Here is a 13438-nt window from a genome sequence, read left to right on the forward strand (position 1 = left end):
CTGGGACAGGATGATGACGGACGCCGACGGGTCGTCTAGCGCAGCGCCAAGCGCGCAGGAAGAGACGGAGACTGGCTCCGGTGGGTTCTGGGGCCTTCTGACGGGCCGCAAAGTGAAACCACGCGGGGACCGGGTGAACGGTACGGCTGCGCCCGTGGCACGATCGGGCAATGGCGGGGCACGTCCCGGCCTGTCCAACCTCCGACGCATGCAGATCGCCGACGTGGCCATTCCCAAGGGCGAGATCGAGGCCGTGGCCGCCGATACCGACCTCGCCGATCTGGTCGACATGTTCCGCGAAAGCGGCTTCACGCGGTTGCCGGTGTTCGAGGGCACGCTCGACATGCCTCTTGGAATGGTCCATCTGAAGGACGTGGCGTTGCAATACGGCTTCGACGGCGAGGCTACGGCATTCGACCTGCGCAAACTCGTCCGACCGCTGATCTACGCGCCGCCTTCCATGCCGATCGGCATCCTGCTTCAGAAGATGCAGAGCGAGCGGATCCACATGGCGCTGGTGATCGACGAATATGGCGGCACCGACGGGCTCGTGACGATCGAGGATCTGATCGAACAGGTCATCGGCGAGATCGAGGACGAACACGACGTCGACGAGGACCAGCCCTGGACCGAGGAAAGCCCCGGCGTCTACGTGGCGCTGGCGCGCGCGCCTCTCGATGAGTTCGAGGACGAGGTCGGCATCGACCTGTCGATCCCGGACAGCGACGACCTGGCCGACACGCTGGGCGGCGTGGTGTTCCTGCTGACCGGGCGCGTGCCCGCGCGGGGCGAGATCGTAAAGCACCCCGCCGGGGTCGAGATCGAGGTCGTGGATGCCGACCCGCGCCGGATCAAGCGGCTGCGCATCCAGGTTCCCAAGCCCACTGTGACGGCCGCGCCGGGCGCCGGTGATGCGGACGACTGACCGGCGTGCCGGTCCCGCTATGCTCGGTTCGACAAGCCCGCCTGTGTGCATGTGTCCTGCCACGCCCGCCTCGCGATGCCTGACGGCTTGATCCCGGCCCGAATGCGCGTTGCGCCGCGTCTTTTGGCGGTCGCGGCCGGGGCTGCTATGGCGCTTGGCCATGCCCCGTTCGGCCTGCCGGCCGCGACGCTTGCCGCGCTTGCCGCCGCTTTGCTGCTGCTTGACCGTGCCGTTCCGGGGGCGGAGGGGGCAGGAGCCGACACAACCTGCCCGGGGCTGCGCCGCGCGGCCTTCACCGGCTGGGCCTGCGGGTTGGGATATTTCGCGGTCACGCTGCACTGGATTGTGGAACCTTTTCTGGTGGATATCGCGCGCCACGGCTGGATGGCGCCCTTCGCACTGGTGCTGATGGCGGGCGGGTTGGCGCTGTTCTGGGCGGCCGGCTTCGCGGCTGCGGTCTGGCTGGTGCCAGCCAGTGGCTGGCGGCGCGGGGCCGCGCTGGCGGTGACGCTGACGCTGGCCGAGATGCTGCGCGCGGTTCTCTTCACCGGCTTTCCGTGGGGCCTGATCGGGTCTGTGTGGGTGGACACGCCGTTGCGGCTCTGGACGGCATGGATCGGCCCGCACGGCCTTGGTGCGCTGACCGTGCTGCTGGCGGCCTCGCTTGGCGCCGCCCTGCGCCCCGGCGCGCCCCGGCGCGGGGTTTGGGCGGCGGGCACCGGCGCTGCGTTCGCTGCCGCGCTTCTGGCGGGAACGGTGGCGCAGCGCGCGGCGCCGACCGTGCAAGACGCCGCGCGACCGGTGATCCGGCTGGTGCAGCCCAACGCTGCGCAGCACCTGAAATGGCGGCGCGACATGATCCCGGTGTTCTGGAACCGCGCCCTGGATCTGACCCGCGCCCCCGCCGCGCCGGGCGCTCAGACGCCCGCGCTGGTGGTCTGGCCCGAGGTGAGCCTTTACTATCTTCTCGGCACAGCGCCCGAGCAGGACGCCGCGATCGCGGCAGCGGCGGGCGGGGTGCCGGTGATCGTGGGGGCGCAGCGCTTCGATGGCCCGGACCTGCGCAACGCACTGGCGGTGATCGGCCCCGGCGGGCGGATCGGCCAAGTCTACGACAAGTTCCACCTCGTCCCGTTCGGCGAGTACTTCCCCGGCGGGGCGCTGGCCGCGTGGCTTGGGCTGGAAGGCCTGGCCACCGATTACCTTGGCGGCTTCACGCCCGGTCCCGGTCCCACGCTGATCGACCTTACGGCCGCAGGGCTGGGCCGCGCGCTGCCGCTGATCTGCTATGAAGTGATCTTCCCGCGCCATGCCGCGGCGCCCCCCGGCGGACCGCGCCCCGACTGGATCTTGCAGATCACCAACGACGCATGGTTCGGCCGCTTCGCCGGCCCGCAGCAGCACCTCGCGCAGGCCCGGATGCGCGCAACCGAACAGGGCCTGCCGTTGGTGCGCGCCGCCAATACCGGCATCTCGGCGATGATCGACCCGGTGGGGCGGGTGACAGGCGCGCTGGCACTGGGCACGGCGGGCGCGCTGGATCGTGCGCTGCCCGCGCCGCTGCCGCCGACGCCGTTCGCCCTGGTTGGCAACGTGCCGCTTCTCGCCGCTGCGGCGCTGGTCCTTGCCGGGCTGCTGCGGGCCCGTCGCCGCGCGCTTGGCTCTTGACCTTTCCGCTTGGGCTGCGCATCCCACCGCCCATGAGCCGACCGACGAAGCCCCCCGAAGCGCCGTGGCGCAATTTCTATGGCCGCCGCAAGGGCAAGCACCTGCGCGATAGCCAGATCGACTATCTTGAAAGCGATCTGGACGCGCTGTCGCCCGGCGCGGTGGACTGGACGGCCAATCCCGACCGCACGCCGCTGGACCTGACCACGCTGTTCGACGGGCGGCCCGTCTGGCTGGAGATCGGCTTCGGCGGAGGCGAGCACATGGTCCATCAGGCCGCCGCCAACCCGCAGGTCGGCATCATCGGCTGCGAGCCCTACATCAACGGCGTCGCAATGCTGCTGGGCAAGATCCGCAAGGCGGGGGTGGAGAACCTGCGCATCCATCCCGGCGATGTGCGGGACATGTTCGACGTTCTGCCGCCCGCCAGCATCGACCGGGCGTTCCTGCTCTACCCCGATCCCTGGCCGAAAAAGCGCCACCACCGCCGCCGCTTCGTCACGCCCGAACACCTCGATCCGCTGTCGCGGGTGTTGGCCCCCGGCGCGATCTTCCGCGTGGCGACGGACATACCCGACTACGTTCGCCAGACGCTGGAACAGATGCTGCCGCGCGCCGATTTCGACTGGCTGGCAACCGGGCCAGCCGACTGGCGCGCGCCCTGGGACGACTGGCTGTCCACCCGCTATGAACAAAAGGCCCTGCGCGAGGGCCGCACCCCGCATTACCTGACCTTCCGGCGCACCGACGCGCCCGCGCCGCAATAAGGAACCGCCCATGTCTGCACACGGCCCCGCCCGCCCGCTTTCCGCCCATGCCGCCGGTCCGCTGACCGGGCAGGCGGATGTGCCCGGCGACAAGTCGATCTCGCACCGGTCGCTGATCCTGGGCGCGCTCGCCGTGGGCGAGACACGGGTCACAGGGCTGCTGGAAGGGCAGGACGTGCTCGATACCGCCGCGGCGATGCGGGCCTTCGGGGCCGAAGTCACGCGCCATGGTCCCGGCGCATGGTCGGTGCACGGCGTCGGCGTCGGTGGCTTCGCGGAACCCGATCAGGTGATCGACTGTGGCAATTCCGGCACCGGCGTGCGGCTGGTGATGGGCGCGATGGCGACGACGCCGATCACCGCGACCTTCACCGGCGATGCCAGCCTGCGCGGGCGGCCGATGGGCCGGATCACCGACCCGATCGCGCAGTTCGGCGCTGCGGCCCACGGGCGCAAGGGCGGGCGGCTGCCCATGACCATCGTGGGCGCGGCGCAGCCGGTGCCTGTGCGCTATGTCACTCCGATGCCGTCGGCGCAGGTCAAGTCCGCCGTGCTGCTGGCCGGGCTGAACGCGCCGGGCCAGACCACCGTGATCGAGGCCGAGGCGACGCGCGATCATTCCGAACGGATGCTGGCGGGGTTCGGCGCCGAGATCGTGACCGAAACCACGACCGAGGGCCGCGTCATCACGCTGACCGGCCGGCCGGAGCTGCGCCCGCAGACAATCGCCGTGCCGCGCGATCCCAGTTCTGCCGCGTTCCCTGTCTGCGCCGCGCTGATTGTGCCCGGCTCGGACGTGCTGGTGCCCAATATCGGCCTGAACCCGACCCGCGCGGGCCTGTTCGAAACGCTGCGCGAGATGGGCGCGGACCTGACCTATGAAAACGAACGGCTTGAGGGCGGCGAACCGGTGGCCGATCTGCGCGCGCGCTTTTCGCCCGACATGGCCGGAGTGGAGGTCCCGCCGGACCGCGCGCCGTCGATGATCGACGAATATCCGATCCTGTCGGTGGTCGCCGCCAACGCGTCGGGCGCGACCCGCATGTTGGGCGTGAAGGAACTCCGCGTGAAGGAAAGCGACCGGATCGACGCGATGGCGCGTGGTCTGGAAGCGTGCGGCGTCCGGGTCGAGGAAACCGAGGACACGATGACCGTTCACGGGCTGGGCGCGGGACAGGTGCCGGGCGGCGCGACCTGCGCGGCGCGGCTCGATCACCGCATTGCCATGTCGTTCCTGTGTCTCGGGATGGCCACGCGCAAGCCGGTCACGGTGGATGATGCGGGCCCGATCGCCACGTCTTTCCCGATCTTCGAGACGCTGATGTGCGGACTGGGCGCGCGCTTCGCCGAAGGTTGATCGCGGCCCGAGAAAAGCAGTGCCCCCGGGCGCGCCCGTCACGGCGCGACGACGATCTGGGTGTCCCATTCGCGGCATCGCGCCTGCACCTGCGCCGGGGGCGGCCTGTCGGTGAAGAACATGTCGATGTCCCGAAGCGAAGCGATGCGCGCCGGCGCGGACCGGAAGAACTTGGAATTGTCGGCGACAAGGAAGGTGCGCCGCGCCTGCCGGATGATGCTTTTCGACACGCTGACCTCCTGCACATCGAAGTCCAGCAGGTCGCCGTCTTCGTCCAGCGCGGAACAGCCGATCACCGCATAATCGAACTTGAACTGCGCGATCACCTGGCTGGTCAGATCGCCCACCAGCCCGCCATCGGCGCGGCGCAGCAGGCCGCCGGCCACCACGATGTCGCAATTGTCGTTGGCGACAAGAATGTTGGCGACGTTGATGTTGTTGGTCACGACCATCAGGTCTGTGCGGTTCAGCAACTCTCGCGCCACCTGTTCGGTGCTGGTGCCGATGTTCAGAAACACCGAACAGCTGTCCGGGATCTCGGTCGCACAGCGCTTTGCGATCGCGGCCTTCTCGGCGTGGTGCAGGTCGCGCCGATGCTCGTAGCCGATGTTCGACACGCCCGACGGCAGCACTGCACCGCCATGAACGCGTTCCAGCTTGCCGGTATCGGCCAGTTCGCAAAGGTCGCGCCGGATGGTCTGGACGGTCACGCCGAAGCGTTCGGCCAGGTCCTCGACCGTCACCTTGCCCTCGCTCAGAGCGATTTCCAGGATATCGGTCTGACGAAAGCTGTGCGCCATGCGATTTGTCCTCCCCTTCGCTCGAATATGTTCGTTTGAGGGCGGGCGAGCAAGACATTCTCGCTCTTGGAGCGAACTGTTACGCGGGTTGTTGAGGCGCTTTTCCTTTGCACATGCAGCATTTTGCGGCCTATCGACGGGTGCGAAATGCACAAAGCGAACAAAAACGAAAAATGACGTTGACATATCGCGGCCTGCTGTGGTGTGGTATTGCCAAGCAGACATGCCGGGGAGGGCATCTTGCAGACATCACCGGAATCACACCGGGTCGTTGATCTCTTTGTCATCGGCGGCGGGATCAACGGGTGCGGAATAGCGCGCGATGCGGTCGGTCGGGGGCTTACGGTCGGCCTGGCCGAGATGAACGACCTTGCCTCCGCGACCTCGTCCGCCTCGACCAAGCTGTTCCATGGCGGCCTTCGGTATCTCGAGTATTTCGAATTCCGGCTCGTGCGCGAGTCGCTTATCGAACGCGAAACCCTTCTGCGGGCGATGCCCCATATCAGTTGGCCCATGCGCTTCGTGCTGCCGTATCACAAGGACATGCGGTTCGAGAACGCGACGCCGACTTCGAAACTGCTGAACACGGTGATGCCGTGGATGAAGGGCCGACGTCCGGCCTGGCTGATCCGGCTGGGCCTGTTTCTCTACGACAATCTGGGTGGGCGGAAGATCCTGCCTGGCACGACAACGGTCGATCTGTCCAAGGACCCGGCGGGTGCGCCGCTGAAGGAAAAGTTCAAGCGCGCCTACGAGTATTCCGACTGCTGGATCGAGGACAGCCGCCTCGTCGTTCTGAATGCCCGCGACGCCGAAGCGCGCGGGGCAGAGGTGATGACCCGCACCCGCGTCGTGTCGGCCACCCGCGAGGACGATCTGTGGCGGGTCGCCCTGCGGGACACCGAAACCGGCGCCGAACACACGGTGCAGGCGAAGATGCTGGTCAACGCGGGCGGCCCATGGGTGCGCGACGTGATCCAGAACACCGTGCGGATCAATTCCAGCGAAGGCGTCCGGCTGGTGCGTGGCAGCCACATCGTCACGCGCAAGCTGTTCGACCACGGCAAGTGCTATTTCTTCCAGGGTGAGGATGGCCGGATCATCTTCGCCATTCCCTACGAGACAGATTTCACGCTGATCGGCACCACAGACCAGGAACATACCGACGTCTCGACCAAGCCCGAGATCACCGAGGGCGAACGCGACTACCTGCTGAACTTCGCCTCGAACTACTTCAAGACGCCGCTGGGCAAGGACGATGTCGTCTGGACCTATTCCGGCGTGCGCCCGCTCTATGATGACGGCGCCAAGTCGGCCACCGCGGCAACGCGCGACTACGTGCTGTCGGTGGACACGGCCGGGGGCGCGCCGCTGCTCAACGTGTTCGGCGGCAAGATCACCACCTATCGCCGTCTCGCCGAATCCGCGATGGAAAAGATCGGCACCTTCTTTCCGGGCCTGAAGGGTCCGTGGACAGCCGGCGTGCCGCTGCCCGGTGGGGACTTCCCGGTGTCGGATGTGGACCGGCTGATCGGCGATCTGAAGTCGGCCTACCCGTTCCTGACGGATTTCTGGGCGCGGCGTCTGGTGCGCGCCTACGGCACCGAGGCGGCCACGATGTTGGGCGATGCGCAGGCCGAGAAGGACCTCGGGCAGGGCTTCGGCGCGACGCTGACCGCCCGCGAGATCGAATGGCTGATGGACAAGGAATACGCCCGAACCGCCGAAGATGTGGTCTGGCGCCGCTCCAAGCTTGGCCTGCGGCTGAGCGCGGAGCAGATCGAAACACTGGACGACTGGATGGCACAGGTCAGGCGAGCCCGCCGCGACGCCGCCGAATAAACGGCCGGTCAGGCCAGAGGGAGGAACCGAATGACGCTGAGACTTGAAGGCGTTTCAAAAGTCGTGGGCGGGCAGACGCACATCCATCCGACCGATCTCACGCTCGAACCGGGCACGATGAACGTGCTTCTCGGGCCGACGCTGTCGGGCAAGACCTCGCTCATGCGGCTGATGGCGGGGCTGGACGTGCCCGCCACCGGAAAGATCTGGTGGAACGGCGAGGACGTGACCGGGATGCGCGTGCAGGACCGGGGGGTCGCGATGGTCTACCAGCAGTTCATCAACTACCCGTCGATGACCGTCTACGAGAACATCGCAAGCCCGATGCGCCTGCTGGGCAAGACCGGGCCGGAAATCGATGCGGCGGTGCGCAAGGCTGCCGACCTGATGCAGCTTGGCGCGATGCTGGACCGCAAGCCGCTGGAACTGTCCGGCGGGCAGCAACAGCGCTGCGCACTGGCCCGCGCGCTCGTGAAGGACGCGGGGCTGGTGCTGCTGGACGAACCGCTCGCCAATCTCGACTACAAGCTGCGCGAGGAACTGCGCATCGAGATCCCCAAGATCTTCGAGGAAGCCGGTTCGATCTTCGTCTACGCCACTACCGAACCCGAAGAGGCGCTTCTGCTGGGCGGCAAGGTCGCCACGCTGTGGGAAGGGCGGATCACCCAGTTCGGCCCGACACCCGAGGTCTACCGCCAGCCGGTCGATGCCACCACGGCGCGGGTGTTCTCGGACCCGCCGATGAACTTCCTGCCGATCACCAAGTCCGACGGGCGGCTCAATTTCGGGGACGGGCAGTCGGTGGCGGCGGCCGGGCGGCTGGCCGACCTGCCCGACGGGCGCTTCACCGCCGGTTTCCGGCCCAATCACCTGGAAATCGCCCGTCACAGCGACGACGCGATGACCTTCACCGCCACGCTCAGCGTGACCGAGATCACCGGGTCCGAAACGTTCGTGCATCTCGACCACCACGGCGAACGCTGGGTCGGGCTGATCCACGGAGTGCACGCGCTGGATCTCGGCCGCCCGATCGAGGTGCATCTTGATCCCAGCCACGTCTATATCTTCGGCGAGGATGGCCGCCTGTTCGCGCCCGCGTCCTACGCGCTGGCCGCCTGAAGGGGGAACCGCACATGGCAAAGATCACGCTCGACAATCTCGCGCATTCCTACATGCCCAACCCGGCAAGCGAAGACGATTTCGCCTTGAAGGAATTGAATCACGACTGGGCTGACGGCGAGGCCTACGCGCTGCTCGGCTCGTCCGGCTGCGGCAAGTCCACGCTTCTGAACATCATCTCGGGCCTGCTGCATCCCAGCCAGGGCCGCATCCTGTTCGATGGCAAGGACGTGACCGGCGCGCCCACGGCGGAACGCAACATCGCGCAGGTGTTCCAGTTCCCGGTCGTCTACGACACGATGACGGTGCGCGACAACCTTGCCTTCCCGCTGCGCAACCGCGGCGCGGACCCGGCCTATATCGCACAGCGCGTGCAGTCCATCGCGGCGATGATCGGGATGGAGGACACGCTGAACCGCAAGGCGCGCGGGCTGACGGCCGATGCCAAGCAGAAGATCAGCCTTGGCCGCGGCATGGTCCGCGAGGACGTGAACGCGCTGCTGTTCGACGAACCGCTGACGGTGATCGACCCCCACATGAAGTGGGAGCTGCGCACCCAGCTCAAGCGCCTGCATCACGATTTCGGCCACACGATGATCTACGTCACCCACGACCAGACCGAGGCGCTGACCTTCGCCGACAAGGTCGTGGTGATGTACGATGGCCGCGTGGTCCAGATCGGCACCCCGGAAGAGCTGTTCGAGCGCCCGGCGCATACCTTCGTGGGCTATTTCATCGGTTCGCCCGGCATGAACGTGATCCCCGCGCGCATCGAAGGCGACCGCGCCCATGTGGAAGGTGGCAGCGTCGCACTGCCCGGTGGCTTCGCGCCGCTTTCGGGCAAGGTCGAGATCGGGGTGCGCCCGGAATACGCGCGCCTGACCTCGGGCGAAGGGCTGCCCGTCACCATCCGCCGGGTCGAGGACGTGGGCCGGCACAAGATCGTGCGCGCCACCCTCGGCGAACGCGACCTCAACATCATCGCCGCCGAAAGCGACAGCATCGGGCCGGACATGACCCGCGTGACCTTCGATCCGGCCGGCGTGAACGTCTATGTCGATGACTGGCGCGTCGCGCCCGGATCGACCCAGCCCAGCAAGGTCGGGGAGGCCGCCTGACATGGAAAAGACAGTAAACCAGAAAGCCTGGTTCCTCGTGCTGCCGGTGCTCGTGCTGGTCGCGTTCTCGGCGGTGATCCCGCTGATGACCGTGGTCAACTACTCCGTGCAGGACAGCTTCGGGCAGAACAACTTCTTCTGGGCCGGTCTGATCTGGTTCGAGGAACTGCTGAACTCCGAACGGATGTGGGACGCGCTGGGCCGCCAGCTTGCGTTTTCCGCGATCATCCTCGCAATCGAGGTGCCGCTGGGCATCTTCGTGGCGCTGAACATGCCGAAGAAGGGGTTCTGGGCTTCGGTGTGCCTTGTGCTGATGTCGCTGCCGCTGCTGATCCCGTGGAACGTGGTGGGCACGATCTGGCAGGTCTTCGCGCGGGTCGATATCGGGCTTCTGGGCTACACGCTGGACAAGATCGGGGTGGACTACAACTACACCCAGGACTTTTTCGCCGCCTGGGCCACGATCATCGTGATGGACGTGTGGCACTGGACTTCGCTCGTGGCACTGCTGGCCTATGCCGGGCTGCAATCGATCCCCAACGCCTACTACCAGGCCGCCAAGATCGACCAGGCCAGCCGCTGGGCCGTGTTCCGCTACATCGAGTTTCCCAAGATGCTGGGCGTGCTGATGATCGCGATCCTGCTGCGCTTCATGGACAGCTTCATGATCTACACCGAACCGTTCGTCGTGACCGGCGGCGGACCCGGCAACGCCACGACGCTGCTGTCCATCGACCTCGTGAAGATGGCGCTGGGGCAGTTCGATCTCGGCAACGCCGCCGCCTTCTCGATCATGTATTTCCTCGTGATCCTGGCAATTTCCTGGGTGTTTTACACCGTGATGACGAACCTCGACAAAAGGGACGCTGGCTGATGGCCGACATGACCGCCCCCCGCACCGCCGCCGCGCGCAGCCTGTCGCTGCCGCGGGTCAACGGATCGGCCATCGTGATGGTCGTGTACCTGCTGTTCCTGCTGCTGCCGATCTACTGGCTGCTGAACATGAGCCTGAAGACCAATACCGAAATCCTCGGCACCTTCTCGCTCTGGCCGCGCGACCTGACCCTCGCCAACTACGCGACGATCCTGTCGGACCCGTCCTGGTACATGGGCTACGTCAACTCGCTGATCTACGTGGTGATCAACACGACCATCTCGATCACCGTGGCACTGCCTGCCGCCTATGCGTTCTCCCGCTACACGTTTCTGGGCGACAAGCACCTGTTCTTCTGGCTGCTCACGAACCGCATGGCGCCGCCTGCGGTGTTCGCGCTGCCGTTCTTCCAGCTCTATTCCTCGGTCGGGCTGTTCGACACGCATATCGCCGTGGCGCTGGCGCATTGCCTGTTCAACGTGCCGCTGGCGGTGTGGATCCTCGAAGGCTTCATGCGCGGCGTGCCCAAGGAAATCGACGAAACGGCCTATATCGACGGCTACAGCTTCCCGCGCTTCTTCGTGAAGATCTTCATGCCGCTGATCGCCTCGGGCATCGGGGTCGCCGCGTTCTTCTGCTTCATGTTCTCCTGGGTGGAACTGCTGCTGTCGCGCACGCTGACCTCGGTGGACGCCAAGCCGATCGCCGCCACGATGACCCGCACGGTGGGCGCCTCGGGCGTGGACTGGGGCGTGCTGGCCGCCGCAGGCGTGCTGACGATCATCCCCGGCGCGCTCGTGATCTACTTCGTGCGCAATTACATCGCCAAGGGCTTCGCCCTGGGCCGCGTCTGAGAAAGGAGACCGACAATGGCATGGATGGCCTGGACCACCCCCACCGCGATCTTCTTCCTTGTGATCGCAAGCCTGCTGGTGATCTTCACGATCCTGGCGATCAAGTTCCCCGAAACCCCGCGCCGCGGCGTTCTCGGGATCGACACGACGCGCGGTGACCGGCTGTTCATCACGCTTCTCGGCTCGGCCTTCATCAACCTGGCCTGGCTCGGATTGGTCGGCGCAGAGCTTCAGCCCTACGCGCTGATCGTTTGCCTGGTCTATGCCGTCGCGGTGTTCCGCTTCGTCTGAGATCAAGCCTCCGGCATCGGGACGGCTCCCGGTGCCCAATAAACCCACTGGTTCATCTACGGGAGGAAATCCATGAACCGTCTTTTCAAATCCAGCACGGCCCTCGGGCTCGCGCTGTTCATCGGCGGCACACCCGCCTTTGCCGACATGGAGGCCGCGCGCGCCTTCCTCGACGACGAGATCGCAGGCCTGTCCGTGCTCACGCGCGAGGAACAGGAAGCCGAGATGCAGTGGTTCATCGACGCAGCCGAACCGTTCCAGGGCATGAGCATCAACGTGGTGTCCGAAACCATCACGACCCACGAGTACGAATCGCAAGTTCTGGCCCCCGCATTCACCGCGATCACAGGGATCGAGGTCACCCATGACCTGATCGGCGAAGGCGACGTGGTGGAACGCCTGCAGGTGCAGATGCAGACCGGCGAGAACGTCTATGACGCTTACGTCAACGACAGCGACCTGATCGGGACCCACTGGCGCTACAAGCAGGCGCGCAGCCTGACCGACTGGATGGCCGGCGAAGGTGCCGACGTGACCTCGCCGACGCTCGACCTCGACGATTTCATCGGGCTGGACTTCACCACTGCGCCGGACGGCAACCTCTACCAGCTGCCCGACCAGCAGTTCGCGAACCTCTACTGGTTCCGCTACGACTGGTTCAACGACGAGAAGAACCAGGCCGACTTCCGCGAGGCCTATGGCTACGATCTCGGCGTTCCGGTGAACTGGTCCGCCTACGAGGACATCGCCGAATTCTTCACCGGCCGCGACCTGTCGCACATGGGCGTCGAGGGCGAGGTCTTCGGCAACATGGACTACGGCAAGAAGGACCCGTCGCTCGGCTGGCGCTACACCGACGCGTGGATGTCCATGGCCGGGATGGGCGACGTGGGCGAACCCAACGGCCTGCCGGTTGACGAATGGGGCATCCGGGTGAACGAACAGGGCCAGCCCGTCGGCTCCTGCGTGGCACGCGGCGGCGCGACCAACAGCCCCGCGGCGGTCTATGCCGTGACCAAGGCCATCGAATGGCTGCAGAAGTACACCCCGCCGGCGGCGATGGGCATGACCTTCGGCGAGGCCGGCCCGATCCCGGGGCAGGGCAACATCGCGCAGCAGATGTTCTGGTACACCGCCTTCACCGCGGCGACGGTCACCCCCGACCTGCCCGTGATGAACGAGGACGGCACGCCGAAGTGGCGCATGGCTCCCTCGCCGCACGGCGCCTACTGGCAGGAAGGCACAAAGATCGGCTATCAGGACGTGGGCTCGTGGACGATCCTCGACAGCACGCCGGTCGATCGCGCGAAGGCGGCATGGCTCTATGCGCAGTTCGTCACCTCCAAGACCGTGGACACGAAGAAAAGCCATGTCGGCCTGACCTTCATCCGCGAGTCGACGATCAACGACGAAAGCTTCACCGAACGCGCGCCGCGTCTCGGCGGCCTGGTGGAATTCTATCGCTCGCCCGCACGGGTGCAGTGGTCGCCCACCGGCACCAACATCCCCGACTACCCCAAGCTGGCGCAGCTGTGGTGGCAGAACATCGGTGATGCGATGTCCGGCGCCAAGACCCCGCAGGAAGCGCTCGATGCGCTGTGCGAGGCGCAGGAGAGCGTTCTGGCACGGCTCGAACGGGCCGGCATCCAGGGCGACATCGGCCCGAAGCTGAACGAGGAACGCGACGCCTCCTACTGGCTGGAGCAGCCGGGCGCACCCAAGCCCAAGCTGGCCAACGAGGAAGAGGAGCCCATGACCATCGGCTATGACGAGCTGATCAAGTCCTGGCAGTAAGCCCTTCCGGCCGGGGCGCGCACGCCGCG

Annotated in this window: 12 protein-coding genes; 11 read left to right on the forward strand and 1 reads right to left on the reverse strand. The window is 66.4% G+C overall.

Annotated features, from left to right (window positions below; translation table 11 throughout):
- Positions 1 to 13: 13 nt before the first annotated feature.
- The 4 genes from DKT77_RS07215 to aroA all read left to right on the forward strand — a co-directional run bounded on the left by DKT77_RS07215 (position 14) and on the right by aroA (position 4717).
- Positions 14 to 925 carry a hemolysin family protein gene (locus DKT77_RS07215; protein ID WP_109811041.1) on the forward strand — a complete coding sequence of 304 codons (912 nt, stop codon included), beginning with the start codon at positions 14 to 16 and terminating at the stop codon, positions 923 to 925.
- A 75-nt stretch (positions 926 to 1000) separates the two neighbouring features.
- Entirely contained in the window at positions 1001 to 2593 is a 1593-nt protein-coding gene (gene lnt / locus DKT77_RS07220; RefSeq protein ID WP_238547736.1) for an apolipoprotein N-acyltransferase, read from the forward strand.
- A 32-nt stretch (positions 2594 to 2625) separates the two neighbouring features.
- Positions 2626 to 3360, forward strand: a complete 735-nt coding sequence (gene trmB / locus DKT77_RS07225; RefSeq protein WP_109811128.1) for a tRNA (guanine(46)-N(7))-methyltransferase TrmB — start codon at positions 2626 to 2628, stop codon at positions 3358 to 3360.
- A 10-nt stretch (positions 3361 to 3370) separates the two neighbouring features.
- On the forward strand, positions 3371 to 4717 hold the full coding sequence (aroA, locus tag DKT77_RS07230; RefSeq protein WP_109811043.1) for a 3-phosphoshikimate 1-carboxyvinyltransferase: 1347 nt from the start codon (positions 3371 to 3373) through the stop codon (positions 4715 to 4717).
- A 38-nt stretch (positions 4718 to 4755) separates the two neighbouring features.
- Here the strand turns inward: aroA and DKT77_RS07235 are convergent, their stop codons facing one another.
- Complete coding sequence (locus tag DKT77_RS07235; protein ID WP_109811044.1) at positions 4756 to 5517, reverse strand: DeoR/GlpR family DNA-binding transcription regulator; 762 nt, start codon at positions 5515 to 5517, stop codon at positions 4756 to 4758.
- A 240-nt stretch (positions 5518 to 5757) separates the two neighbouring features.
- Between DKT77_RS07235 and glpD the strand changes: the two genes are divergently transcribed.
- From glpD to DKT77_RS07270, 7 genes are all read left to right on the forward strand, one after another.
- Positions 5758 to 7359: a glycerol-3-phosphate dehydrogenase gene (gene glpD, locus DKT77_RS07240; RefSeq protein ID WP_109811129.1), complete on the forward strand. Its 1602-nt coding sequence runs from the start codon at positions 5758 to 5760 to the stop codon at positions 7357 to 7359.
- Positions 7360 to 7389: 30 nt separating this feature from the next.
- Positions 7390 to 8478 carry an ABC transporter ATP-binding protein gene (locus DKT77_RS07245; protein ID WP_109811045.1) on the forward strand — a complete coding sequence of 363 codons (1089 nt, stop codon included), beginning with the start codon at positions 7390 to 7392 and terminating at the stop codon, positions 8476 to 8478.
- Between the two features lie 14 nt (positions 8479 to 8492).
- Complete coding sequence (locus tag DKT77_RS07250; protein WP_109811046.1) at positions 8493 to 9596, forward strand: ABC transporter ATP-binding protein; 1104 nt, start codon at positions 8493 to 8495, stop codon at positions 9594 to 9596.
- Between the two features lies 1 nt (position 9597).
- Positions 9598 to 10470, forward strand: a complete 873-nt coding sequence (locus DKT77_RS07255; RefSeq protein ID WP_109811047.1) for a carbohydrate ABC transporter permease — start codon at positions 9598 to 9600, stop codon at positions 10468 to 10470.
- On the forward strand, positions 10470 to 11324 hold the full coding sequence (locus DKT77_RS07260; RefSeq protein ID WP_109811048.1) for a carbohydrate ABC transporter permease: 855 nt from the start codon (positions 10470 to 10472) through the stop codon (positions 11322 to 11324). The genes DKT77_RS07255 and DKT77_RS07260 overlap by 1 nt, the downstream gene beginning before the upstream one ends.
- A gap of 15 nt (positions 11325 to 11339) precedes the next feature.
- The gene (locus DKT77_RS07265; RefSeq protein WP_109811049.1) at positions 11340 to 11615 is read left to right on the forward strand and encodes a DUF2160 domain-containing protein; all 276 of its coding nucleotides are present in this window, start codon (positions 11340 to 11342) and stop codon (positions 11613 to 11615) included.
- 72 nt (positions 11616 to 11687) lie between these two features.
- Positions 11688 to 13409 carry an ABC transporter substrate-binding protein gene (locus DKT77_RS07270; protein WP_109811050.1) on the forward strand — a complete coding sequence of 574 codons (1722 nt, stop codon included), beginning with the start codon at positions 11688 to 11690 and terminating at the stop codon, positions 13407 to 13409.
- Positions 13410 to 13438 lie beyond the last annotated feature (29 nt).

The organism is Meridianimarinicoccus roseus (genome assembly GCF_003172915.1).
Classification (GTDB): Bacteria; Pseudomonadota; Alphaproteobacteria; order Rhodobacterales; family Rhodobacteraceae; genus Meridianimarinicoccus; species Meridianimarinicoccus roseus.